General features: G+C 54.2%; 14 protein-coding genes and 5 pseudogenes. 10 read left to right on the forward strand and 9 right to left on the reverse strand.

What is annotated here, in order from left to right; translation table 11 throughout:
* Positions 1 to 814 precede the first annotated feature (814 nt).
* Positions 815 to 3,040: a Mov34/MPN/PAD-1 family protein gene (locus tag FXO12_RS04910; RefSeq protein WP_160049572.1), complete on the reverse strand. Its 2,226-nt coding sequence runs from the start codon at positions 3,038 to 3,040 to the stop codon at positions 815 to 817.
* The gene (locus tag FXO12_RS04915; RefSeq protein WP_160049573.1) at positions 3,037 to 4,227 is read right to left on the reverse strand and encodes a metallohydrolase; all 1,191 of its coding nucleotides are present in this window, start codon (positions 4,225 to 4,227) and stop codon (positions 3,037 to 3,039) included. Before FXO12_RS04915 ends, FXO12_RS04910 begins: the two co-directional genes overlap by 4 nt.
* A gap of 130 nt (positions 4,228 to 4,357) precedes the next feature.
* Here FXO12_RS04915 and FXO12_RS04920 point away from each other — a divergent pair, with 130 nt between their 5' ends.
* Entirely contained in the window at positions 4,358 to 5,233 is an 876-nt protein-coding gene (locus FXO12_RS04920) for a WYL domain-containing protein (protein WP_069076003.1), read from the forward strand.
* On the forward strand, positions 5,226 to 5,765 hold the full coding sequence (locus FXO12_RS04925; RefSeq protein WP_050572377.1) for a hypothetical protein: 540 nt from the start codon (positions 5,226 to 5,228) through the stop codon (positions 5,763 to 5,765). The genes FXO12_RS04920 and FXO12_RS04925 overlap by 8 nt, the downstream gene beginning before the upstream one ends.
* Positions 5,766 to 5,836: 71 nt before the next feature.
* Here the strand turns inward: FXO12_RS04925 and FXO12_RS04930 are convergent, their stop codons facing one another.
* Entirely contained in the window at positions 5,837 to 6,145 is a 309-nt protein-coding gene (locus tag FXO12_RS04930; RefSeq protein WP_155766398.1) for a hypothetical protein, read from the reverse strand.
* Position 6,146: 1 nt separating this feature from the next.
* The gene (locus FXO12_RS04935; RefSeq protein WP_160049574.1) at positions 6,147 to 6,878 is read right to left on the reverse strand and encodes a hypothetical protein; all 732 of its coding nucleotides are present in this window, start codon (positions 6,876 to 6,878) and stop codon (positions 6,147 to 6,149) included.
* A 434-nt stretch (positions 6,879 to 7,312) separates the two neighbouring features.
* Here FXO12_RS04935 and FXO12_RS28900 point away from each other — a divergent pair, with 434 nt between their 5' ends.
* The 6 genes and pseudogenes from FXO12_RS28900 to FXO12_RS04960 form a co-directional block, all read left to right on the forward strand.
* Positions 7,313 to 8,263: a hypothetical protein gene (locus FXO12_RS28900; RefSeq protein ID WP_256678920.1), complete on the forward strand. Its 951-nt coding sequence runs from the start codon at positions 7,313 to 7,315 to the stop codon at positions 8,261 to 8,263.
* 69 nt (positions 8,264 to 8,332) lie between these two features.
* A complete protein-coding gene (locus FXO12_RS28905) occupies positions 8,333 to 9,931 on the forward strand; it encodes a PD-(D/E)XK nuclease family protein (RefSeq protein WP_256678922.1) in 1,599 nt (532 codons plus the stop codon).
* Positions 9,931 to 11,028: pseudogene (locus tag FXO12_RS28910) on the forward strand (UvrD-helicase domain-containing protein); the annotation flags it as partial. The gene FXO12_RS28905 and the pseudogene FXO12_RS28910, both read left to right, overlap by 1 nt.
* A gap of 821 nt (positions 11,029 to 11,849) precedes the next feature.
* Positions 11,850 to 13,103, forward strand: a complete 1,254-nt coding sequence (locus tag FXO12_RS04950; protein ID WP_160049576.1) for a 3'-5' exonuclease — start codon at positions 11,850 to 11,852, stop codon at positions 13,101 to 13,103.
* 123 nt (positions 13,104 to 13,226) lie between these two features.
* Positions 13,227 to 13,469 (forward strand): annotated as a pseudogene (locus FXO12_RS04955) (transposase); the annotation flags it as partial.
* A gap of 12 nt (positions 13,470 to 13,481) precedes the next feature.
* Positions 13,482 to 13,685 (forward strand): annotated as a pseudogene (locus FXO12_RS04960) (integrase core domain-containing protein); the annotation flags it as partial.
* A 430-nt stretch (positions 13,686 to 14,115) separates the two neighbouring features.
* Here the strand turns inward: FXO12_RS04960 and FXO12_RS04965 are convergent.
* Together FXO12_RS04965 and FXO12_RS04970 are read right to left on the reverse strand one after the other, a co-directional pair.
* The gene (locus FXO12_RS04965) at positions 14,116 to 15,420 is read right to left on the reverse strand and encodes an MBL fold metallo-hydrolase (protein ID WP_155766396.1); all 1,305 of its coding nucleotides are present in this window, start codon (positions 15,418 to 15,420) and stop codon (positions 14,116 to 14,118) included.
* 115 nt (positions 15,421 to 15,535) lie between these two features.
* Positions 15,536 to 15,904, reverse strand: coding sequence for a hypothetical protein (locus FXO12_RS04970; protein ID WP_155766395.1), 369 nt, complete (start codon positions 15,902 to 15,904; stop codon positions 15,536 to 15,538).
* A gap of 749 nt (positions 15,905 to 16,653) precedes the next feature.
* Between FXO12_RS04970 and FXO12_RS04975 the strand changes: the two genes are divergently transcribed.
* Together FXO12_RS04975 and FXO12_RS04980 are read left to right on the forward strand one after the other, a co-directional pair.
* The gene (locus tag FXO12_RS04975; protein ID WP_160049577.1) at positions 16,654 to 18,006 is read left to right on the forward strand and encodes an AAA family ATPase; all 1,353 of its coding nucleotides are present in this window, start codon (positions 16,654 to 16,656) and stop codon (positions 18,004 to 18,006) included.
* Complete coding sequence (locus tag FXO12_RS04980; RefSeq protein WP_069075997.1) at positions 18,003 to 18,710, forward strand: HNH endonuclease; 708 nt, start codon at positions 18,003 to 18,005, stop codon at positions 18,708 to 18,710. Before FXO12_RS04975 ends, FXO12_RS04980 begins: the two co-directional genes overlap by 4 nt.
* A gap of 586 nt (positions 18,711 to 19,296) precedes the next feature.
* Here the strand turns inward: FXO12_RS04980 and FXO12_RS28710 are convergent.
* The 3 genes and pseudogenes from FXO12_RS28710 to FXO12_RS04990 all read right to left on the reverse strand — a co-directional run.
* A pseudogene (locus FXO12_RS28710) lies at positions 19,297 to 20,292 on the reverse strand (sensor histidine kinase); the annotation flags it as partial.
* A pseudogene (locus FXO12_RS28715) lies at positions 20,284 to 21,360 on the reverse strand (epoxide hydrolase family protein); the annotation flags it as partial. The pseudogenes FXO12_RS28710 and FXO12_RS28715, both read right to left, overlap by 9 nt.
* 490 nt (positions 21,361 to 21,850) lie before the next feature.
* Positions 21,851 to 22,099, reverse strand: a complete 249-nt coding sequence (locus FXO12_RS04990) for a CsbD family protein (protein ID WP_014718439.1) — start codon at positions 22,097 to 22,099, stop codon at positions 21,851 to 21,853.
* Positions 22,100 to 22,107: the final 8 nt, after the last annotated feature.

The raw sequence follows: 22,107 nt of genomic DNA on the forward strand, positions 1-22,107 counted from the left end.
GAGGGATCCGGATGGTGCCCGCCGGCGCAGGAGTCTCGAAGAGCGTATTGCAAGTCTTCAAGCGGAGAACGCTGCGTTGGCAATACAGCGAGACAAGCTTTTAGAGGCTCTGTCAGTGATAGCACACAACTGCCTCATGAACGGTCTGGACGTAGAGTCAGTTATGGCACCGTTGAGAAACACCCAATAGATAAGATTAGTAGTCTTCGTATCGACTACAGATTGCGGCATGGTAACCTGCCCACAGTGCTAGACAGGACTGTCTCAGCTCTGACGACTACACATTACGGTACACATATCCTAACTACTTCGACCTACACGCAGAGCGTTGACATGAGCGCCAACCGCTCGTAGAGTTTGGCTTGTAGCCCTTGAGGCACTTCAGCTTTACCTCCCCTTGAGGGATCTGCAAAGCCCGGTAACGACCGGGCTTTTGCCTTTCTGCTGTATTGCTCTGAACTCTCATAAGACGTTCCCTCGTATTCACCCTTTTATCGCCGTTGTGTTTTCAACCAGACGCGGCTTGCTGAGGGCTCCTCGTACTCGGCCTCAGTTTAGGGAAGCGAGGTATCTACAAAACGCAGGGCGATTCAGTCGCCGTCCGAGTTAGAAGGTCCTGCTGAGCGCTTGAAAGGGGTGATGAGAAAACCTGCTGGATCACGCCGTCAACGCATTCCCCCACCAGAGTTCGCCCGATAGAGAAAAATACGATTTCTACCCCGACGGCGGGAGGCATCATCCCACTGCCTCCTCTATTAGCCAAAAGGTTCATCTCATGGCTACTGACGAGCAGTGGGCCTGGGTGCTTGGTGAATCAACACACAAAGATCCCTACAGCACCTTTGGCAGCGATCACCATCAGCGCTGGCAATCCTTCAACGCTCATCTGCCTATGCAGGGTACTCAGCAAATTCTCGTCGAGCTCACTCGGGCGAGCCGGACAACCGTCGGGATGCGAATGCCATTCGCCCACATAATCCACCATGCCAGCAGTACGCTTGTGTACTACCTCCAGCGCTTCTGCCTGGCCCTCTTGCCCTCTAATGAAATGGCTCGGACTGGCCTCGCTGTCCGGCGGTGCCGGCAGAACGTCAACAATGACAATCGTCTTCGTTTTGAGATCCGTGACGCCGAGGATTGCGCCACCCGTTTCGTTCGGAAGGGCCTTCTGTCGAGCGGTGTACAATTTCTGAACCAGTGACTCGTCGTACTTCACCGTCCAGCCAGATGATTGCGCAGTATGCACTTGCGCGGTGTCGATCTCATGAGCGGTAACTGATCCGGATCGGTCATCTGATTCCCAGACACAAATCCTTGCCTGCGACTTGGCGACTGACTGCCGAAGCTGCCTGGAAAGAATTCCTGCATGACCATGAATAGATTCACCCGACATCCTTACCGAAATGTCACGACAGCCACCGCCCACCCAGCGATCCCCCAGAGGCTGGGCCAAGTGCTGATGACCCCACTCGCTTTCCAGTATCGCTCGGTAGTACTGTCCCTCCAGACCGTCAATGCGCCGAAGCCTGTCCTGATCTTCGAGAATCATCACACTTGAGAGACCTGAAGGTGTAACGAACAAGCTCACGGTGCGGGGAGCTTCCGGTCTACGGGCGAGCTCACGTGGTGCCTCCAACGTTGTCGTTACATCCACCAAGATTTGGGCAACGCTCAACGACGAGGCGATCTCCTCGGTATCCTCAAGTATGCTTTTGGCAATTGCCTTGGGTGGATCCCAGTTCGGAAAGATTTCTACAGCCAGATCCCTCACTACGTTGACCTTTGGCCGGCCAATGTATAAATCGAACGCCACATGGCGGCATAAATTGTGAGGCAGCACCCGATCAGGGTCTATGAACGTCCATCGCCCCCAGCCTTGGCGAATCCATAGATCAGCCAACACGCTACCTAACGCCCCCACCCCGGCCAGGACGCCTTGGATGTCACTGTTCTCCTCAGGGGTGCCCGATAGATCACGAGCGACTTTGGCTGTGAGAGCACTTCGAACTTCTACCGACATGAGCGGGATCAATCGCCAGGCAATACTGCCAGCTCCACCGAGGATCACGCTACGGTGACTCAGCCCTTTCGAATCAGGGGGGCCTAGCATATCTAGGGCCGTTGCTAGGTCAAACAGAGAGACGTCCAGCATGTACCCAGCTACGTCAAAGCGTTCAGCCTCGCCGTCGCGTACGCGCGGAATCCAGACAGTAATGAGTACACCTTGGCCTTGGGCGGGAGCAGCAGAAACACCGCCTTCAATGGCGTCGTAAACGGTCGCATGAAGCGACTGATAGAGGTCGCTGCCCCAGCTTACGAGTTGATCATGCAGATCACCCAAGGTCTCTGGATAGCGAGCCAACGTTGGGGATCCCACAGGATTGACCACCATTGAGACCATCCTGACCAGCTTCGACTGGTCGCCTGGCCGAGTGGGATCGGCCCTCAAGATGATCGAGTCACCTACATCCACTTTGCAAATGGTCAACGTGTTGCTACCCGATTTTGCGTAATCGGTATAGTTGGAAGGCAGGATAAGCTGGTAAGGGCTCATGTAAAAAAGCTGCTCAACCGGCTGATCACTCCGGTGCAGTTTCAACAGAGCAGACTCTCGCAACCACCAGAACATTCGAGCGATGAAACGCTCCGGCGTCCAGGTTCGCTCGACCGTCGACCAATTGCTGTCGTACAGACAAAGCACCCTAGCCCCGCCTATGGAAGGTGGATGCTGGTGCGACAGCACAGGGAAGTCTTTGCGCAGCGTGTAGACTACTACCGGCACGCGGAAGTCGGGGTTTACACCGACCGCCAATCGCTCGCGTCGCCTGACTCCTCCGAGATTACCCGAATCCACTGTACCGTCGCCGGCATCGATGACAATGTATTCGCTGATTATCGTCCCTGGTTTGTCCTTCCTGATTTCTCGAACATCGGTGTAGGGACAAGCACGTAAAGCTTTGAGGAGTGCCTGGGTATGGGGATAGAGGTGATCCTCATCTGCACAGTCCAAAACCTCACCGAGCTCGTAGTAATCGATCATTTGAACTTGCCAGCGCGTGGCGGAATCGACGCCGCTACGGAACTCGGTACAGCTCCAGCAAGCGCTGCAGCAACGGCCAGCAGTTTGACCTTACCATCCGACCGAACCTCGAAGTCCATGCAAGCCTTCTCACCGAGATCCCCAGTGCAAGAGAACCAACCATCAACTTCGTCCAGGATGCCCTGATACTCACGCTTCGCCCGGATGCAGGGTGGATCGCAATAATCGTCGAGAATCTCAACACTGCTGGAAACGATCGTTGCACCATTGCGTGCCTGGCTCAGGGCTTGACGGGCATCCCAACTTACCTTGGCGTTCTCGCCCTTGCCCGACCAGCTGTCCCACGAAAGCGTGTGCCAGGAACAGTGGTGCGGAGCTAGGAGCAGATCATATTCAAGCACCTCGGGCGTGGACTCGTAATGACTCCACATCCGCTCCCAGATCAATACCTCAGCGTCACCGCCAACAAGGAATTTGGTTTTGGTTTGCGAGTAAGCCGACGGCGAGATCTGAATATTCATGATCACGCTCGATTCGTTTTTTGTCAGGTCTTCTTCAAGATCCGCATCATCTTCATGCGGTGCCGGTGCGAGCAGGTGCGAGGTGAAAAACTGCGGAAGGTTTTCACCTGCGATCTGGCTGAAAGTCTGGCCGGCTTTAACCAGGATTGGGCCAAGATCGTCAGTCTTCCCCTGGTTGTCTTCGCCCATGATGCGAATGCGGTTCCCATCACCTGCAATGCGATAATTGCGCCAGTAGATCACTCGCCGCCGCGCTTCTTTATCGAAAGCTTTCGCGTCGTCACAGAGGATGTGGTTCTTCGAACTCCGACGGAATACCAGAGGCGACGACCACATTTCACGGATCAAAATCCGCCTCTCCCAACGATCCTTGCCGTCGTCAGGGTAGTCCGCAGGATCGCCAAGCCAGAAGTGATTTCTCAGGCCTGCACAGTGGTCTTGGTCAGGATGACTCAATAGGAAGGCGTTGACGAATGGGCGGTCTTTGACATCCCACTGCAGCCGCTCTCGCAATGCCCTGCCCACGTCAGGAGTGTCATCGTCTGGGTTGTCCGCAGCCTGGCGGATCCGCGAGTCAATCAGAATGGTGGTGACCAACGTATCGGCCAACCGGATCAACGTCATGTCACCGGTACCCACTTGAAAAAACGTCACCTTGGCAGCCATATATCCCTCCCCGGGCACTGGGCCATCTTTGAGAAATGCTACAGATACTGTAAGATACGTATAGAAACTCAACCCGTCTAGATACTATTCGAATATTTTTTATACCAATTACCTACCAGGCTGATTTCAGATGACTGCTACCGCTACTCGTACCGGACGCTGGGGCCAGGAACGCCGCCTTGAATTTATAGATTTTCGGCTGCTGTGGGAGCGAAAACTCAATCGCTCAGACCTGACCATTTTTTTTGGGATTTCTGTTCCTCAAGCGTCATTGGATTTCGCGACCTATCAAGAACTCGCTCCTGACAACATGGCCTATGACCGAACGCTGAAAGCGTACGTGGCAGGCCCTGACTTCAAACCCGTCTTGACCAACCCGGATCCAGCGCACTATCTAAATGAGCTACAGCAGCGTGGCATAGGCAATATCGCCCCAACGGATAGTTTCATCGGCTGGGCGCCCCCAGTGGCGAACCTACCTTCTCCCATGAGGCAGGTTGATCAACAGATCCTGATCAAGCTCATCAGGGCGCTCCAGGCAGGCGAGGCAGTGGACGTCGACTATCGATCAATGACCAATTTCGACGAGCCAGCTGTTCGGACTATCTTCCCCACATCGTTCGCCCATGACGGCTTTCGTTGGCACACCCGCGCCTTCTGCTTCAAGTCAGGGATATTCAAGGATTTCGTTTTAGGTCGCATCAACGCCCTGAAGACTTCGTTTGCCCCTCCTTCAGAGGTGCCAGAGGACGTTGAATGGGAGACCTTCATCGATGTGGTGATCGGCCCGAATCCGAGCTACCCGCCACAAAAGCAAAAAGCAATCGAGCACGATTACCAGATGGTGAATGGCGAAGCTCGGCTCAGAGCTCGCAAGCCACAGTTGTATTACCTAAACCGCCGGCTGAACCTGAATGTGAAGCCAGGCGACCCGGTCAGTGAGCATCAGCAGATTGTGATGCTTCGGATTGAGAATGCTCGCAAGGAGTCAGCAGAAGATGAGTGAAACCACTTCAGCCAAGCCAAAGACAGATCTGACGATCGTCATCATCATCTATCTGCTGGCACTTCTGGTCTTCGCGACCTACTCCATCGGTGCGATGGCTCTGGGTTGGCTTTCTGAGCCCTATAGGCCTCTGAGAGTGCCGTTGATGTGTGGCGCGATCGCCTACGTTGGCGGTGCCCTGTACTGCTTCCGTGCGATTTACCTCAACAAGTGCGTCCACAAGCGCTGGGATCCGGACTGGCACGTCTGGTATTTCATCCGCCCCATCACCAGCACAATCGCCGGTGCGGTGAGCTACCTCTTCTTGAAGGCAGGCTTGTTGGTACTGGAGTCGACCGCGAACGCCGGAGCAAGCGAAATTGGATTTTTCGCACTGGCCTTCATAGCCGGCTTCAACGTCGACAAGTTCGTGGCGAAAATTGAGGAGGTCGCGAAGGCGGTGTGGGGCATTGATAAAACCCGGAGTGGACAGACTCGGGCTGGTGAGGCGGAGCCGGTCAAACCGCCCACTCCAACCTCCCCTCAAGCCTGAATTAGGTTCTTGCTTGGGAGTTTGATGCGGCAGGCTCACTGCCTGCCGCTGAGACTTCGTCAGACAGCAACTCAAAGCAGATTCGGCAGGAGAATCTTCAGCTGTAGGAAGACAAACCACAAGAAGCAACCGCCACTGGCCAGGAACAGGCCAATGAGAGTGAGCCGGCATAACGGGCGCATCGTGTTTTGCCACTGCGCCACAATACGAGTGAATGTCAGCGCAGAAGCGTCGGTGCGGAACAGGTAGATGAAACCTTCCGCGTACGCCGACACCACCAAATTTCGAGGGGTTGGTAACCGCGATTGAAAATCCAGTGAGTTGTCGAACCAGCGCATTGCTTCCGCGGGCTGCAAACGCAGGCGGTTCACAGCAAGCAAGTTAACGAACCAGATCAATGTCCTTAGCGTATACGAAGCCTTCGGTGGTGGTGATTGGTACGTTGGACGGGCTGCAAAAAACGTCGTGTTTGCCAATGTTGTTTTCAGCGCGATAAGACCAATCGAGCTCCAGGATTACCTTCTTTTCGCGTAGCTCTGGGATTTCTCGGCATTTGTCTGCAATAGTATTCGTAATGTTGAAAACGAATTTGTACATATCAAATCCGAGTTCGTAGACCCTTCCGTCAAGCCTTAGGCTAGGCTTTTGGCAGAACATTTCGAGGTCTTTCGTGAGATTTGCGGCGTAGTCGAAGATCTCAGCGATATTACTCATTTCCCTTTGAATGAATCGCAATTTGGCTTTGTAATTTTTGTTTTTTTCGTCAGGTATCGTGTTATCGATAAATGATTTCACGCTTTTTGCGAGCACTTCTAGTGGTATTAGAAGGTGTTGCGAATGGCTAACGAGAACATTTTCCTCGACCTTGACACGGAGACGAATTTCGTCAACGTCGTCGACATGGTGAAAATAGTTTCTGATAAGCCGGAGTATTTTGAATTCTGGAGCAGTTTTGATGCTGCAGTTGAATAGCTCAAGCAGCTTATCAGCCGTAGAGTGGAGGTTATTCAGGTAGGTAAACAGCGTGTTGATGTCCCGCTCCTCAGAATGCCTGATGTCCAACAGTTCGCGCTGGCTGTGAAAATACCGATCAATAAACGTGTACTTCTCCATGTGGCTAGGCTCCACTCCCCGGCTGGTTTCACATCTTATTATAGTGAGGCGCAAGATTGTTCGAACTCATGCTCATTCAGCCCGCTCTGCGTACAGTCCAGGGCGAGGTAAGCCATGTGCTGGCAACTTGCACGCGTTCCAGTCTGCGCGAATAGGCCGTGCTATTTCCATTCTAGTGCGTAACCACCACAGCCAATGCTTGTAGGCGGTGATTCATCCAGAGCGAACGGCGCCCAGTGCGTGACGGAAAACCGATATTTCTTGCGAGGTTGCAGTAAATGGTTGCCAAGTGGTGGCGCTCCTTCAATCAGTCAAACAGAGGCCAATAACGGTACGCGAATGCTGACTTTCGGTTAGTCTTGTCGACTAGGAGCAGGGGAACAAGATGCAATAGGACACCTGCATTCGATTGCCGTCAAGGAAGTCAGCGCAGCATGCACATCACTTTTGGCCTTTTCTTGGATGCCCGTCAGGGACCGTCCCCAACGAACTTCTTCAATAGCCCGATAGTCGGTCGCCTCGGTTTTCTGTCACTGCTGGAGACCTACCTTGGTCTAAGCGCGCCAGAAGCCTCAGCGGCCAGACGCGTGACCATCTACTCTGGTCTGCTGCGGGCCAATGACAACGGCTCGCGCTTCTACAGTGAGTCCTTGAAAGTCGACAGTATCGGTACGGCCGCGCGCCTCCTTGCTTGGCGTGACGAGTGGCGGCTTGGCGGCTGGGACGGTTGCGCGAACCCGGAGCACCCACCGCGAATCCAGGACCTTGCAGCCGTCGAAAACGCCGCTCTCGCAGCTCTACCGCCAGGAGAGGCCGAACGCTTGCATCTGGTGATATACACTCTGAGTGCTTCCGGCCCTGGTCCCATCAAGTCAGTTCACCTGGTTGACCCGCCGGAGGACTTCCCGCGCCTCTGGCAACAGGTGTTGGATTACCTGCCCGAGGTTGAAGTTCGCCTTCCTGAACCACAGGGAGCAGGCCAACTTCGCGAGGTGCAGGAGCACGCCCTGACCGTACTGAACGGAGGCTCTGCGGGGAGTTTGGCCGTGCAGACCGACGGGAGCGTTTTGCTGGTACACACCCTCGCAGCCACTACTGCCGAACACTGGCTAAGCATGCAACACGCGCACATGCCCGAAGACCGAATGATCTTGGCCGAGGAGGCTGGAGACTCGTTGGACGTATCGCTGTCCGTGACTGGCAACGTCAACTGCGGGTTCGAACGCCCTAGTCAGCTCCGCCCAGCCCTTCAGGCTCTATCCCTTGCATTGGAGCTGTGCTGGGACCCAGTGGACATGAACCGATTGTTGGACTTCCTGACCCATCCGGTCGGCCCATTCAGTCGCGCTGCGAGAAGCAAGCTCGCACGCGCTGTCGCCAACTAACCCGGGATAGGCGGCGAAGCTTGGACGACGGTCAAGAACAGGATCGCTGCAGGTGACGATGCCCAGGAAGTGACAAATGAAATCACCTTCTGGCTGGAGTCAGAGCGCTGGTCACGCACAGTTGGCGTGCCGCTAGATGCACTGATTGCTCGTGTCGATCGGATGCAGGAGGCTATGCGGCGTCGCCTCTCAGGTGAGCCCGCTGACGCGGCAAGCTTTGTTGCGGCGCATAGCCAATGTGCGGCTGTTAAAGAAGCGTTAATCGAGCTGGCTCGGCAAGGTATGGCTACGCTATTGCCTCGAGAAGTTGAGCAGTTGGTTGCCCACGCCACACCCGCCGGAGCAACCGACCCCACTGCGGTTTCCCAAGTTGGTTGCATGCGCTCGACCAGTACGGCAGCCGCGTGCATCGAAGCAGCTGATGAAGTGATCTGGTGGATGCCGTCGACGCCTGCCCTGCCCTCGCCTCTACCTTGGTCTCCTGCCGAGGTGAACGCTCTGACTCAATCAGGTGTGCAGTTGCGAGACCCGGCGCGTGAACTCGTGTCGTTAGCACTGAAGTGGCTGCGGCCACTACTTGCCGCGAGAAAAAGATTCATCATCGTCTGCCCTCCTCCTGGTACAGAAATACATCCGATTCGCCAGCTTATTAAGAAGCTCGTACCGGATATCGAGTCCACTTCGCTTGACTTGGACACTGCACTCAACTCCACGCTTCTCGGGGTAACCGCCGAGGTGCTTGCACCTCAGGCGCTGCCCGCTATTCCACGACACATCCAACTCCCTCATCCCGTGCAGCTCGGCGACGCCTCACAGTCGTTTACTACGCTCAACGAGCTCTTCAATGACGCGGCTCTATTCGTTTTGAAACGAGTGGCGAAGCTAGATCCTACTTCAGTCCTGGGGGTTGATGAGGGCAACCGCCTGCTGGGCATCCTCGCTCATCGGGTGCTCGAGAAACTCTTCGCGCACAACAATGCCTTGAGTTGGTCAAACGCCGATGCCATTGCTTGGTTCCGCGCCGAAGCCGACTCGCTGTTGCTGACTGAAGGCGCTGTACTGCTTATGCAGGGTGCGGGGGTAACGCAGCAACACTTCCGGAAGGTTTGCGAACGAGCCATAGGGAGTCTCCTCGATCACCTCAGGCTCGCAGGTGCCATTCAGGTTCAGACTGAAGTGGAGTTCAGAGGAACCTTGGGAGCAGTTCCGCTGATCGGCAAAATTGATCTCTTGGTCACGCTTGGTGACAAGCGAACTGTCGCCTTGGACATAAAGTGGAGAGGCGATACCTACTACGCCGGGCTGCTTCGCTCTGGTGAGCACCTACAGTTGGCGCTCTACTCCAGCCTCATAGAGCAAACAAGCGGTGTCGCACCCGCCGCGCTTGGCTATTTCATCCTAGAAAGCGGCGGACTGTACATCACCGCTGCCGACATTTTCCCAAAAGCGCAAGTCAGAAGACCGCCCGACGGCGTAACCGTCTCCAACCTACTAGACCGTGCCCGCACCACGTGGGAGTGGCGCAAACAGCAGTTGGATGCGGGGACCATCGAAGTCGTTCCGGAAGATCCGAGTGACGAGTTCCAAGGCCCTGAGGGAACCCTTCCGGTCAACGGTCCAAACAAATGGGACCGAGACCACCTTATCTTGCTGGGAGGCTGGAAATGATGAACAGCATCGAATTCATCAGTGCAGGCGCCGGCAGTGGCAAGACCTACAAGCTGACCGAAACACTCGCTCAAGCTCTCGAATCGGGCACAGCGCGCCCTCACGCCATCTTGGCCACGACCTTCACCGTGAAGGCCGCTACCGAGCTGCGCGAACGCGCCCGCTCCTGGCTGCTTGAAAATGGACGTATAGACCTGGCCACAGCTATCGGCCAGGCCCGCTTGGGCACCGTCAATAGCGTTTGCGGCCAGATGCTCAAGCGTTTCTGCTTTGAGCTGGGCCTGTCTCCCGATCAGACTGTATTGGGCGAAGGTCAATCCAAGAGACTGCTCAAAGCTACACTTGCCGAGTCGATGGAAGCCGACGCTCAAACGGAGCTTGTTCGGCTCACAGAGCGGTTCGGCATTGAGCAGGCGGACTGGTCCAAGACTGTTGAGGCTGTCGTTAAGGCCGCGCTCGACAACGATATTGGACCGGAGGAGCTTCGAGTGATGGGTTCCCAGAACGCGGACGCGATGCTCACGAATTGGCCTGCTCCGGCTACTGGGCTGGACCCAACCGAAGCATTGGCGACTGCGCTGGCCGAAGCACACAAGGGGGTAGCGGCATACGTAGAACAGCAGCAAGCTGTCGGTGCCAAAGTTGCAGACAACCTATTAAAAGGCCTAGAGGGACTTCAGAAGCTAGATCGACTCTTCCGTGAAGGCCGCTGGTGCTGGCCCGACTGGATCGGCGCAGCCGGATTTGACGCCGGCGCCAAGGTCAGAGATATCGTGGCGCCAGTCAAATCCGCAGCGCAGGTCCACGAGTCTCACCCGGCCTTTCATGCCGAAGTCCGCCAGTACCTTGACCAGATATTCAACCTCGCCGCCGACGTTCTCAATGCCTACGAGCAGGCTAAGAAGGCGCTGGGTGCCGTCGACTTCAGCGACCAAGAGGTGTTGCTGCTACGTGCGTTGAGGACAAAGCCATCTGTCCGGGAAGTCTTGGCGGCAGAACTGGATCTCATCATGGTTGATGAGTTCCAGGACACCAGCCCTCTCCAGCTGGCGCTTTTCATCGAGCTGGCCAAGCTGGCTAAGAAGTCGGTGTGGGTCGGCGACCCCAAGCAGGCTATCTATGGCTTCCGCGGAACTGACGCAAGCCTCATTTCCGGCGTTCTCAACGCCATCAAGGGCTGGGGCGGAATCTTAGGGAAGGTCCTGGACACCTCCAGGCGCTCCAACGAAAGCCTGGTCTCGCTCACTAATGGTCTATTCATCTCTGCGTTCGAGCCCGAGCTGACGCCCGAACAGGTTCGGTTGCAGCCACTGCGCAAGGACATTCCGGACCAGCCCGCGCTGTTGAACTGGAACTTCGAGAGCAGCCGAAACGACTCGGATTACCTATGTCTTGGCCAGGCCATCCGCGAGCTGCTGGAGTCCGGGGCCAAGGTCGAAGACAAGGACACCAAGGAGCTCCGTCCGATTCAGTCCGGTGATATAGGAGTGCTTTGTCGCTACAACGACCAGGTCGAATTTGCCGTTACGTCGCTCACCCACTGGGGCATCCCGTCAGCCAGCCCACGCTCCGGCTTATTGGGAACTGCCGAAGCCATCTATGTCATGGCCTGCCTGAGGCGTATGAGCGACCCAACCGACACTGTCGCCACCGCGCTGGTTCTAACCCTGGCTGACAGCACTCCGATCGAAACCTGGCTTGCAGACAGGCTGCAGCATCTCGCAACGGACGAGGCCAAGCCATACGAGTGGCTCACGACGGGCGATAGCGCCCATAAACTAATTGCCCGATTGGAAACACTGCGTCCGACGCTAATGGCTTTGACGCCACTGGAAGTGCTGCGACTTGCTGCTGCCGAGTCCCAAGTAGCAAGACTGGTCGGTCAATGGTCCACTTCCCCCACGAGAGCCGCAACCGGATGTCCAACGTCGAGGCACTGGTCGAGCTCGGAAAGACTTTCGAGGACGAGTGCGTCGCCGCGAAGCGGCCAGCGACGGTTAGCGGCATGCTTCGTTGGCTGGACGAACTCGCTAGCCAAGAGGATGATAATCGGGCAACTTCAGCAGACAACGCAGTCTCGGTTCTCACTTATCACGGGGCAAAGGGACTGGAGTGGCCAGTCGTCGTGCTGACAAGCCTCGATGCGATAGCACGTACTTCGCTTTGGGGCGTGCGCGCGAGGACAGTTGGAGACTTCGACCCGCAGCAGCCACTCGCCAACCGCTTCGTCCACTGCTGGTTAAAGAGCTGGGGCAAGCGGTCCCAGCCCCAAGCCGCACTCAATGCCGAAGCCAGCGTAACTGGCCAAGCCATGCAGGCAGAGGCATTGGCGGAGAACAAGCGTCTTCTATATGTGGGCCTGACCCGTGCACGTGACATGAACGTCGCACTATCTTTCGTGCGCAGGTCAGGCCCAGGCCGCGCCTGGGTCGGCGAGATTAAAGGTGCAGCCGAGCTGTTGTTCGGTGACTCAGAAATAATAACGACTTCCGAAGGCAAACAGCTTTCCAGGCTATCTAAGTCCTGGAACAAGGATGAGTGCTCAACGGAGCCACCTGCCAAAGCCCCGGAGGCTTGCCACTGGTTTACAACTCGTCCGCGCGTGCAGGCCGAACCTTTGTGGCACCGACCGAGCTCTGCTTCGGGCGGTGCATTCACGGTTGTCGAGACCGACGCCGTCGGAGTTCGGCTAAGCCTGGCAGGCAAGCCCGACATGGCATCGCTGGGCACGGCGCTTCATCTATGTATCGCACGCGCAGGCGTGCTTGGCGGTATTTCTCCCCCTGACGTCGAGGGCATTCTGAAGACCTGGGCCGTGGCTGGTTCTGTAGATAAGGATGCCGTGTGCACCCAGACCTCAGCGTTCCAAGCTTGGATAGCCAAGCGCTGGCCCGACTGTCCCGTTTACGTCGAGGTACCCATCGAAGCAGATGGCCCGAACGGCACTCGTATCCGGGGCCGCATCGATTTGCTGGTGGAGTTGCCAGACGGCTGGATTCTGGTGGACCACAAGTCGAACCCCGTGGGGTCAGCCAGAGACGACGACCTGATAGCCTTGCATGGGCCACAGCTAGAATCCTATGGCCATGCCCTTCTCAGCGCAACCGGCAAGCCCGTGAGCCAGCGATGGCTCTATTTTCCGGTTGCTGCACGAGCCGTCCGCCTGTCCTGACGCTCTCAGAAGTGCGCCGAGTTTAGATCAATAGAAAAAGGTGGTGTAGATATGGATGTAAAGTTCCTCTCGGTTTCGCAAACACAGACGGCGCTCATTGTAGTGGTCTAATGAAACCGGACATCCTCGGGTAAAACGGTGAGACATCGTTTAAACAGAGGTGGGAATCGGTCTGCGAACAACGCCCTATGGACCATTGCGATGGTACGCATGCGAGGTGATCCCAAAACCCAAAGCTACGTCGCCCGTCGTAGTGCTGAAGGTTTGTCTTCCAAAGAAATCCAGCGCTGTTTAAAGCGCTATATCGTCAGGGAGCTATACCCTTTGATCCTGGCAGATTTAGCCGATTCAGCTCGATCTTGTTGACATAGGAGCGTCAACGCGCCGATGGAGCGGGTGTTCAGGAGCCTGAAAACCGAGTGGATACCGACCATGGGCTACACGACGGTCCAACAAGCTCAGCGGGATATCAGCCATTTTTTGATGCACCGATACAACTGGATTCGACCGCACCAATTTAATGGTGGGCTGCCACCGGCTCAGGCCGAGAAAAAACTTAACGTCGTGTCCGGGATTAGTTGACCACTACAAACTCGGCTTGCGATCAATCTCGTAAGAGAGAAAGTTCGACGGTGACATCATGTGCGGACGCTAGGCTTGAATTTGCACTGCGCAAGACAGGCTGGTTACGACGCGACTAGCTCGCGGGATGAGCGTGAGGTACAGATTCAGATCAAGGGCCGTTGCGTTATTAATCTGAGAAAGCTCAACGGGCGGGTGGGGGCTGTTGATACGGATAAAACGTTCGATTCCTGCTGTTGGTGTTGTTGAATTTCGATTTCAATGCATTATCGATGTATGAAGCTTGTCGGGATTCGGTGATGCCAGCTTTTTGTTGAAGCTTGGTTCGAAAGCACGTAACGAATACTGTTCATGGGGATTAGGTTGTTCGTAGTGAGAAAAAAGCGCTCAGGGAGTCCGGTGATCACCCCGTGAGCGCCTTTCACCATATTCAAACTGAAAAAGATACCTTTAATGTAAAACCGCTTTCAGGATTCTCCGAAACATGCCAAAGGCTGCTTTCGTAACTGCGCAGCCGACCCAGCAACAAATTGTGGGGGTGTTTTTCACGACCGGCTGCTGCGCAAACAATCATCTCTGAGTTATTTAGTTTCTTGATAACCTCATCGTGAATGCTATCGTTGCTGCCATGGTGGGGCAAAATAAAAACATCTACATTCTTTAGGAGCTTGCCGAACCTCTTAAGCCACGCCGATCTCGTACCGCGCTGGTTTAAATTTGCATCACCCGTACAAATCCACGCACCACCGTTTTTTCTTATAAGTGTATCTTCCGAGTGAATTATTTGATAAGGCTTAGGGAATGGCCAATCGAAGTTTTTATTGGTTCGAGAGATTTTCAAGTTGTTTTTGTGAGCTTGAGGCCCTGAATACAGACTCAGTGAGATTTTATTGTGATCTCTTGATATGATGGAGTAGCAAGCTTTCAATTCTTCGCAGCTTGCCTTGTCACTTAACAACTGGATCAGTTTTTTAGTAAAGGCTTTTGATGCCAGTGAACGCCCCGCGAATGTATGAGGAAACTGTTTTCCTACAGCTCTTCTAAAGCTCGCGATAGCTTCTTTGGGAAATGGATGCACATAAGGGACGAGCAGCCATGAAGGAATTGATTTACCCTTTACCTCCACAGAGATCGATGTATGTTCCCCGAGTGTTCGGACAGTACCGGCACCTGAACGAACAGATTTAGCTTCCTCTACCATTTCTGATCTGATTGTGTATGGGCGACTCGGGTCACCGCCTTCGGGCACGGGCACTATAATGCTATCGGGTTGCCCTTCTGGATCAGGCTCATAAGGAATTACATTAAGTGTATCGTCTGCGCGCTGTACTTGAATGATTTCCTTGACCCCCCGATCGACTAACCATCCAAAGGGGTCTGTCAAAAACGACTGAGTCGACAATCGAAGTGTAGAGTTTCCTGCTGCTTCACATGCGATCATTGTGAGGTGAAGAGCGTCCAGACAGGGAAGAACGACCATGTCAATCTGCACCTGTGCTGCCAGTGCATCAATTCCACTTACATGGTCCACATCTAAATGTGATACAAATAGTATGTCAATTTTTTGAAGCGAACACATCTTCAGCCCTTGTTCGAAGTGCTCTCGATTGATCGAGCCGCAATCGAAAGCGTAGGTGAAAATTCGTGAATGTTCATCCTCTATTTGGCCTATGAGGAATCCACCCTGGCCAACAGGAATCTGTTTGATCGTCGTAATAAATTTTTTTGCGGTCAAGAAACTCTCCTTGTAGTATTCGCATCTACCATCAATGCACACGATGAAAAAATTACGTAAATTCTGAAAAAAATCAAACCTTGCCCACGAGGTTTGATTGATTCGGAGTGAAAAACTAGACTACGCTTGGCACGTTGAATACGGTTGAATCTGTAATTTTTACTAAATGAACTTTATCTCCGCTTTGATTCCATACAGGGCTATTCAAACCCCAATACAGATAGCTGGCGGGCTCCTTCGTATTAGTTTGCCCTTTTTTGTTTAAGCCAGGCTTGGTGGTTAGAAAAATGTACTCATTTTTTTCAACTGTCCAGTCAGGGAACTTAAATACGTGGCGATGTTTATTGCTCGCGACTCCATCAGTGTCGTAGGTGTTATCAAGAATCATATAAGGCTTTAAATTGCATTTATCTAATGCTTGAAGCACAATGTATTCTTTTTTCTCATCGCCTTGATGTAAAACGGTAACTATTTTTATATCCAATTTAATTTTCTCGACGATCTATCTCTGAGGATGGCATGGAGCCATTACTGATGCAGATTAGCCCGAAGTCGGTTTTAATTGAAAGATATTTTGGATCCAAGGATTGCTCGGCCGAATCTCGACGAGGACGGCCTAGTGGCCTGCACCTGTAGGTGATGTGCGCCCCCCCTGGGGCGATTCAACCGCGCGCTCTTAAATGGCGATACCAGCTTGCTGACGCGGTCTTAAAATACAGGCTATGGCCAGTCGATTGGGCAAAAGATCTTGGGGTACCTCGAGAGTAGTGGCCACCTGCCAAGTCAACACGATGTCGGATCATGTTGGTCCAATTACCCTCTTTGATAAGATCAATCTGATGGCCTGCCAGGGCTAGAAAAAGCGTATGCACTACAGGATTATTCAGGCAGGGTTCGAGGGATGGCTGGGTTTGTGCTGTGGTTGACCCATTGCTCCTGAGCACCTACTACAAAGGTGTTGGCCTCAATCGGGCGCGTAGCTACATCGTTGTTATTGCTCGCTTGCGAAGCTGAGTTCAGAGCGAGTAGCCGTGTGACCATACCTCGTTAGCAACCCGTTTCGAATTGAGGCTTAAGGCGCTGTATCTTGCTATCATCGACTCATCGACGTGACTCAACATTCCCGCTTGCAGATCCTACGTGTGAGGCCGGGCCGCAGAGATTTTAGAGCGGCAGCACCTTCCTAGAACTCAAGCTGGCCCTGAAGTTCGTACTCACCCAGTTTGGTAACTCATGAAAATCACTGAATTAGTGCTGCACAACTTCCGAAAGTACGACGAAGCCTATCTCCAGTTCAATCCCCAGTTCAACGTCCTGATTGGTAACAATGGTAAGGGCAAAACGACCATACTCGACGCACTGGCGATGCTGCTCAACACTTACTTTCAGGGCGGCAAACTGACGACTGGTGGCGGCACGATCAAGGACTCGGATGCGCGAGCTGTTTTTCAAGAGGTCGAAGGTCAGGTGTTCCGTGAGGCATTTACGGAGGTCTGGCTGGAGGCTGTCTGTCAAACGAACGAAGAACCGCCCATTCGCTGGCGGCGAGATCTGGGTGACCGTGGTAAGAAGGCTAAGGATTTCGTCAGGGTTGGTGCAGAAGCGCGTGAGCGCGTTATACATCAGCCTCATGTGAATCTTCCGCTGCTGCTTTACTACGGCGCGGGGCGACTATGGGATAAGCATGATGATGTAGTGGCGGACAGCCCGTCTTCCCGCCTAACGGGCTACCGTTATTGCCTCGATCCGAAATCGGATCACAAAGCGTTTGAGAAATGGTTCAAACGCTTATCTATGGCAAAGATACAAAAAGGGAAAGACATACCTGCACTGGATGCGGTGACCAATGCGGTGACCTCTTGTATTCCTGGTGCGCAAAATTTCTATTTCGACGCGGGTTACGATCACCTGATGATTGCGTTGGATCATGAAGGCTTAATGCCGTTTGATGATCTCAGTGATGGGTATCGCAATATGGTTGGCATCATTGCGGACATCGCGCACCGTGCCTCACGCTTAAACCCGCATTTAGGTGTGGATGCAGCTATCAAAACTCAAGGGATCGTGTTGATCGATGAAATTGATTTGCATCTGCACCCTAAGTGGCAGCGTCGTGTGGTTTCGGACCTGAAAAATGCATTTCCGCTTCTGCAGTTTGTTGTCTCCTCTCATTCCCCTTTCATCTTGCAGTCTCTAGAGCCGGGGGAAGTTATAGACCTGGAGCGGGGGTTAAAACCCGCTCAAGCGAACTCGATTCCTGATGGTATTGCCGCTCCCGCTTCGGAGGCAAAATACGCTAATCGATCTATTGAGGACATCACCGAAGAGGTCATGAAGATTCCGGTGCCGCAGCGTGGGGAGCGTTACCAGAAAATGCATGAGGCGGCCATTGAATACTTCCGGCTGCTCAATGATGCTGCTGGAGATGTGAGTGATGAGCAGAAGGAAGCTATTAAAGCAGACCTTGACGCACTGTCCGATCCATTTAGTGACAACGTTGCCTATCACGCCTTTTTGACAATGAAGCGATTGGTTTCGGGTATCGATGGTGCTCCTGAGGGAAACCCTAAGGCGGATGATGAATGAGACCAGTCATTCGCGGGGCCTGCCCCACTGGAGCAGATGGAAGGGTTGTCGTATTTAAAGCTTACGCAATGGCTCGGGGTAAGCTTATCGAGCGACTCGGCGAATGTTGTTCCTATTGTGAAGTGCATCTTGATACTAGTTTGGCCATCGAGCATGTCCAGCCGAAGAAACCGCCGGGCGCCATCGCGAATGACCTGGTTCGCGAGCTAAGTTGGGACAACTTTTTACTTGCGTGTACAAATTGCAATAGCACGAAGGACAATAAGGACGTTGTGCTCGATGACTACATGTGGCCGGATCGGGACAACACCTTTCTTGCCTTAATCTACAAGCAAGGTGGGTTGGTCGAAGCCGCACCAGGGCATGACAATGTTCGAGCCACTCGCACGATCCGCCTTGTTGGTCTACACAAAGTTCCTAGCGTTAATGATCAGGAAAATGAAGCATCCGACCGTCGTTGGAACAACCGGCGCGAGGCATGGGACATCGCGCTGGAATCGAAGCAGAACCTTTTTGAGTTGGATCACCCAAAGATGCGCGATCAAATTGTGTTGCAGATCCAAGGTTTCTGGTCCATTTGGATGACGGTTTTCAAAGACGATCCAGATATGCTCAGGCGCATACTGGATCGTATTCCAGGTACAGCGAAACACTGCTTCGATGTTGCCAGTGGATATCAGGCGATTACTCGGGTTCTTCCTTAAGCTATCCGCAGCACAGCTCGGGTAACAGATCGGTAGCATCCGCCTGACTTGGAATGATTTATCGAAATGCTCTTTAGTCAGACGGCCGCTTTCAATAGCGGCCTTTTTTTGGCCTATCAAGCGGTTCCAGGATTCCTGTTGTACTGAATCGCCTCGGATTCTCTAGACGCCACGCAAGCGTAACCCGTGCCACCATCGAACATACCTCCAGCAACACTGGAAGGACGAATAAAGCTCGGGTTGACGAGGCTAATGACGGGGAAAGCTGGGTCTATGAACATCAATCGGTGAACAGTTGCGTTCATTTCAAGGGTATTGAGCTAGTATTCTTGGGCTGTTGACCTGCTTATGAACATCTAACATCGCCCACTTGTTAAATGAAGTGTTATGCCTTATAGGTTCATGAGCTACGTAAGTCACTGATTCGACGAATTCGTTTTTACGCCTACTCTCACAACGGGCCATGTCCATAATGCCGTTTCTCTTCAGGTCAACGACTACCGCTGAGCGCTTGATGAAACTCGCGTTGATCAACTCTTCCACATCCAGATTCAAAGCACAGTTGACTAGCGACGCTTCGCTCCTCCTACGATGAGCGCGTCGGTAATCTCAGTTCAGCGCACAGTCCGCCGCCTTCGCGATTTCTCAAGGTCAGGGTGCCGCCGAGTGCTTGTGCCAGTTGCTGGGCGATAGCCAGGCCCAGGCCCGTGCCGCCGGTGCTGCGGTTGCGCGAATTTTCCACGCGGTAAAATGGCTCAATCACACGGGCCAGCTCCTCTTCGGCAATGCCGGGACCACGATCCATCACGGTCACCGAGAGGCTGTCGCCCTCCTTCGGCTCCACCCGCAGTTGCGCTGCACCGGCGAATTTGAGCGCGTTATCCGTGAGGTTTACTAGCACTCGGCGCAGCGCGTGGGGCCGCGTGTGAATCAGTGCGTTGCTTTTGCCGCTGAGCTGCACGTCCTTGCCCATGTCCTGGTAGTCGAACACGAGGCTGTCGAGGAATGAATCAAGATCGGTACGGCGGCTTTCCTCGGTGGCGCCATGCACGCTGCGGGCATAGGCAACGCCTTCACGCACCAGATGTTCCATCTCGCCGAGGTCATTCCACAATTTGTCTTTGTCACCGCAGTCGTCCATCAACTCGGCACGCAGCTTCATGCGCGTGATCGGGGTTTGCAGGTCGTGGGAAATCGCCGCCAGCAGTTGCATGCGTTCTTTCAGATAGGCCGCAATGCGCGCCTGCATGGCATTGAAGGCGATGGCAGCGTGTGCGACTTCGGTCGGGCCTTGTTCATCCAGATGCACCGGGTGAGTGTTGGGATCAAGGTTTTCCACGGCCTGGGCCAGGCGGGTCAGCGGGCGTATGGCAATACGCACAGCCAGCCACGTGCATAGAATCATCAAGGCCAACTGGCCCAGCAAAACCACCGGCAGCCACGGCGACAACGGCACCATCGAGGGGCGCACGTCGATGGTCACCGGGCTGCCGTCGGCCAGTTTCAGATGGACCTGGAAATGTTTGATCGGCCCGGGAATGTCTGTCACGGTCATCGGGTAATCCTTGCCGATGGCCTCCTTGTTCGTCAGCCAGTACAGGCTGATATCGTCCAGCATCTCGTCACGGGTCAATACCCGTTCAGGCTGGCCATCACTGTCCGTCCACGCGGCGATTTTTTCGTACATCCACGCGGCAGTTCCGGTAGGCGAATCGGCCAGCAGGTAACCGATAGTCTGCGGGCGCGTAACCATCATCGCGCCGTATGCTGCATTGCGGCCGAAGAAGGTGCTCAAGGAATCAAACGCCTTGCGTTCAGGCTCTGTGAGCCCGACAGGGGCCGGGTCACCACTATTGATCGGCTTGACCAATTCGGGCGGGATGGTGGCCGGCATGTTCAAGTGAATGCCCAACAGCCCCGGCGGACTCAGGCGGCCCAATGCATCCGATATGACCGAACCGTGATCTCCGCCCTGGGAAACATAGTGGGTATAACCCAGACGCTTGATGAGCACATCCCAAGCCTTCGCGACCCGATCCGGCCCCCAGCCCAATTCAGTTGGCTTACCGGAAAAACCGTGTCCCGGAATCGATGGAATGATCACGTCGAACGAATCTTCAACCTTACCGCCGTAAGCAACGGGATCCGTCAGAGGGCCGATCGTCTTCAGGAACTCAAACTGTGAGCCAGGCCATCCGTGTGTCAGAAGCAGCGGCATCGCGTTGGGGTTTGGCGAGCGAACATGGATGAATTGAATATCCACGCCGTCGATAGTCGTGATGAATTCAGGCAGCGCATTGAGCTTCGCTTCGGCCTTGCGCCAGTCATAGCCGCTGCCCCAATACTTCACCAGCGCCTGGACCTGGGCCAGCTGCACGCCTTGGGAAACGTCACTGACGGTCTCTTTGTCCGGCCAGCGGGTCGCCGCAATGCGCTTTTTCAGATCGGTCAATTGCGCTTCATCGACGTGAATTCGATAAGGTCTAATCGATTCGGGATTGGTCGAGGCCGAGGCAATTGACGCATCGGCGGCCGGGCCAGCAGCCCAGGCACCACCGCTGCCGGCTATCAGGGCCAACCCCAAAGCGCCCATTCTCACGGAAGAAGCCAGACAATGGCGCCAGGTGAAACCGAACGTAGCTGCAGGCATTTTGAATTTCCTATAAGTCATTGGTCGACAACGTCGCGAAACGCGCAGAGATAGCCGCGAGTTAAATGAGTCATCCATTGAAGAAGGTTTGCGCCTTCTCGTTGGGTTCATTTAGAGCCCCGCAGGTATCCCGTATGTGTCATCAACCGACTTAAAGGAATCGCTGTGTATCTATCCAAAGCGCAGATACAAAACGATACAAACCGACCACTCGCTCATAAAAAAACCAATGCCCCGACTTGTCGGGGCATTGGCTTTTCTGGGACCTGGAAAACATAAGGGCTTTTCAGCCGATCAAGCTCGGCAAAGGGCATAGAGACCGCGTCGATTGCCAGGCAGCATGACTTGGCTACCCAAGGAACAGGCAGATACCCCGCTCCACTTCACGCCCTTCCACGCCTGCAAGAAACTCCAGAAATTTGCCCCTGATTCTGGTTAGCGTTCACCATCGTCTCTACCGTGCCAGCAATCTTATTGAAGCTACTGCTGTTCAGCGACCAAGCAATCTTTTCAGCACCAGTAGAGCAACAGCCCCGATTGCCAGTGCAGCAACCGGTTTTTCTTTGACGAATGTAGAAACGCTGTCCAGTGCGTCACCATAGGTTTGCGTCAGTTGACCCGCAGCCTGGCGTCCAGCGCCCTCAGCTTCCAACTTCGAATCACCAAAAAGCTTCCCGACTGCGCTCTGCGCTTTGCCAGCAACCTTTTCTACAACGCCTTCTACCTGTTCGCTCTTCATGATTAACC

The organism is Pseudomonas sp. J380 (genome assembly GCF_009827115.1).
Classification (GTDB): Bacteria; Pseudomonadota; Gammaproteobacteria; order Pseudomonadales; family Pseudomonadaceae; genus Aquipseudomonas; species Aquipseudomonas paracarnis.

Excerpts from the sequence above, each read along its gene's own strand:
- FXO12_RS04975 (WP_160049577.1), top strand. The coding sequence starts at position 16,654 with ATGAAAATCACTGAATTAGTGCTGCACAACTTCCGAAAGTACGACGAA.
- FXO12_RS04915 (WP_160049573.1), bottom strand. The coding sequence starts at position 4,227 with ATGGCTGCCAAGGTGACGTTTTTTCAAGTGGGTACCGGTGACATGACG.
- FXO12_RS04990 (WP_014718439.1), bottom strand. The coding sequence starts at position 22,099 with ATGAAGAGCGAACAGGTAGAAGGCGTTGTAGAAAAGGTTGCTGGCAAA.
- FXO12_RS28900 (WP_256678920.1), top strand. The coding sequence starts at position 7,313 with ATGCACATCACTTTTGGCCTTTTCTTGGATGCCCGTCAGGGACCGTCC.
- FXO12_RS04920 (WP_069076003.1), top strand. The coding sequence starts at position 4,358 with ATGACTGCTACCGCTACTCGTACCGGACGCTGGGGCCAGGAACGCCGC.
- FXO12_RS04910 (WP_160049572.1), bottom strand. The coding sequence starts at position 3,040 with ATGATCGATTACTACGAGCTCGGTGAGGTTTTGGACTGTGCAGATGAG.
- FXO12_RS04980 (WP_069075997.1), top strand. The coding sequence starts at position 18,003 with ATGAGACCAGTCATTCGCGGGGCCTGCCCCACTGGAGCAGATGGAAGG.
- FXO12_RS04935 (WP_160049574.1), bottom strand. The coding sequence starts at position 6,878 with ATGGAGAAGTACACGTTTATTGATCGGTATTTTCACAGCCAGCGCGAA.
- FXO12_RS04950 (WP_160049576.1), top strand. The coding sequence starts at position 11,850 with ATGTCCAACGTCGAGGCACTGGTCGAGCTCGGAAAGACTTTCGAGGAC.
- FXO12_RS04925 (WP_050572377.1), top strand. The coding sequence starts at position 5,226 with ATGAGTGAAACCACTTCAGCCAAGCCAAAGACAGATCTGACGATCGTC.